Consider the following 3,140-nt stretch of genomic DNA (forward strand, 5'->3'; position numbering starts at 1 on the left):
TCACCAGACAAATTGAGAATTATACTCTCAAAACTAGATAAGTAAGAAAAATCGATTCCAAGCTCACCGAGCTAAAAAATCTTAAAATTGATTAAGTCTTCGATCGATTAGTATCCGTCAGCTCCACACATTACTGTGCTTCCACCTCGAACCTATTGACCTCATCATCTTTGAGGGATCTTATAACCGAAGTTGGGAAATCTCATCTTGAGGGGGGCTTCGTGCTTAGATGCTTTCAGCACTTATCCCTTCCATACATAGCTACCCAGCTATGCCGCTGGCGCGACAACTGGTACACCAGAGGTATGTCCATCCCGGTCCTCTCGTACTAAGGACAGCTCCTCTCAAATTTCCTACGCCCACGACGGATAGGGACCGAACTGTCTCACGACGTTCTGAACCCAGCTCGCGTACCGCTTTAATGGGCGAACAGCCCAACCCTTGGGACCGACTACAGCCCCAGGATGCGATGAGCCGACATCGAGGTGCCAAACCTCCCCGTCGATGTGAACTCTTGGGGGAGATAAGCCTGTTATCCCCGGGGTAGCTTTTATCCGTTGAGCGATGGCCCTTCCATGCGGAACCACCGGATCACTAAGTCCGTCTTTCGACCCTGCTCGACTTGTAGGTCTCGCAGTCAAGCTCCCTTGTGCCTTTACACTCTGCGAATGATTTCCAACCATTCTGAGGGAACCTTTGAGCGCCTCCGTTACTCTTTAGGAGGCGACCGCCCCAGTCAAACTGCCCGCCTGACACTGTCTCCCACCACGATAAGTGGCGCGGGTTAGAAAGTCAACACAGCCAGGGTAGTATCCCACCAGCGCCTCCACGTAAGCTGACGCTCACGCTTCAAAGGCTCCTACCTATCCTGTACAAGCTGTGCCGAATTTCAATATCAGGCTGCAGTAAAGCTCCACGGGGTCTTTCCGTCCTGTCGCGGGTAACCTGCATCTTCACAGGTACTATGATTTCACCGAGTCTCTCGTTGAGACAGTGCCCAAATCGTTACGCCTTTCGTGCGGGTCGGAACTTACCCGACAAGGAATTTCGCTACCTTAGGACCGTTATAGTTACGGCCGCCGTTTACTGGGGCTTCAATTCGTAGCTTCGCAAGATGCTAACCACTCCTTTTAACCTTCCAGCACCGGGCAGGCGTCAGCCCCTATACGTCACCTTACGGTTTTGCAGAGACCTGTGTTTTTGATAAACAGTCGCTTGGGCCTATTCACTGCGGCTCTTCAGGGCATACACCCTAAAAAGCACCCCTTCTCCCGAAGTTACGGGGTCATTTTGCCGAGTTCCTTAACGAGAGTTCGCTCGCTCACCTTAGAATTCTCATCTTGACTACCTGTGTCGGTTTGCGGTACGGGCACCTAATTTCTAACTAGAGGCTTTTCTTGGCAGTGTGAAATCAACGACTTCGCTACTTAATTTCGCTCCCCATCACATCCTGACCTTACGAGTACCGGATTTGCCTGATACTCAGTCTCAATGCTTGGACGTACATAACCAACAGTACGATCGCCTATCCTTCTGCGTCCCCCCATCGTTCAAACAATCTTAGGTGGTACAGGAATATCTACCTGTTATCCATCGCCTACGCCATTCGGCCTCGGCTTAGGTCCCGACTAACCCAGAGCGGACGAGCCTTCCTCTGGAAACCTTAGTCAATCGGTGGACGGGATTCTCACCCGTCTTTCGCTACTCACTCCGGCATTCTCACTTCCAAGCGCTCCACATGTCCTTACGGTCATGCTTCGACGCCCTTGGAACGCTCTCCTACCATTGTCCTACGGACAATCCACAGCTTCGGTAATATGTTTAGCCCCGGTACATTTTCGGCGCAGCGTCACTCGACTAGTGAGCTATTACGCACTCTTTAAATGATGGCTGCTTCTAAGCCAACATCCTAGTTGTCTGGGCAACGCCACATCCTTTTCCACTTAACATATATTTTGGGACCTTAGCTGGTGGTCTGGGCTGTTTCCCTCTCGACTACGGACCTTATCACCCGCAGTCTGACTCCCGCATTAAATTATCTGGCATTCGGAGTTTGTCTGAATTCGGTAACCCGAGGGGGGCCCCTAGTCCAAACAGTGCTCTACCTCCAGTAATCATCATGCGAGGCTAGCCCTAAAGCTATTTCGGAGAGAACCAGCTATCTCCAGGTTCGATTGGAATTTCTCCGCTACCCACACCTCATCCGCTCACTTTTCAACGTAAGTCGGTTCGGTCCTCCATTCAGTGTTACCTGAACTTCAACCTGGACATGGGTAGATCACCTGGTTTCGGGTCTACGTCCTGATACTCATTCGCCCTGTTCAGACTCGCTTTCGCTGCGGCTCCGCATCCACTGCTTAACCTTGCATCAAAACGTAACTCGCCGGATCATTCTACAAAAGGCACGCCATCACCCATTAACGGGCTCTGACTACTTGTAAGCACACGGTTTCAGGTTCTATTTCACTCCCCTTCCGGGGTGCTTTTCACCTTTCCCTCACGGTACTGGTCCACTATCGGTCACTAGAGAGTATTTAGCCTTGGGAGATGGTCCTCCCGGATTCCGACGGAATTCCACGTGTTCCGCCGTACTCAGGATCCACTCAGGAGAGAATAACTTTTCGACTACAGGACCTTTACCTTCTATGGTTGACTTTTCCAAAGTCATTCGTCTAAATTATTCCTTTGTAACTCCGTGCTGAGTGTCCTACAACCCCAGGATGCAAGCATCCTGGTTTGGGCTCTTCCCGTTTCGCTCGCCGCTACTCAGGGAATCGAGTTTTCTTTCTCTTCCTCCGGGTACTTAGATGTTTCAGTTCTCCGGGTGTGCCTTCTCATATACTATGTATTCATATATGGATAACATGACATAACTCATGCTGGGTTTCCCCATTCGGAAATCTCTGGATCAGTGCTTACTTACAGCTCCCCAGAGCATATCGTCGTTAGTAACGTCCTTCGTCGGCTTCTAGTGCCAAGGCATCCACCGTGCGCCCTTAATAACTTAATCTGTTATTAATAATGTGATGTCTGTATGAATACAGACGCGCGATTTTTTGAGAATTCATAAAATAATGAACTCACTCGGTTTTGCTTGGTAAATCAATTTTTTCTTACTTTATCTAGTTTTCAAAGTACAA

Annotated in this window: 1 rRNA gene; it reads right to left on the reverse strand. The window is 49.7% G+C overall.

Annotated elements, in window-relative coordinates:
* Nucleotides 1-87: 87 nt before the first annotated feature.
* Nucleotides 88-3,010, reverse strand: a 23S ribosomal RNA gene (locus ERX37_RS11120).
* Between the last annotated feature and the right edge of the window lie 130 nt (nt 3,011-3,140).

Source organism: Macrococcus hajekii, assembly GCF_004359505.1.
GTDB classification, from domain to species: domain Bacteria; phylum Bacillota; class Bacilli; order Staphylococcales; family Staphylococcaceae; genus Macrococcus; species Macrococcus hajekii.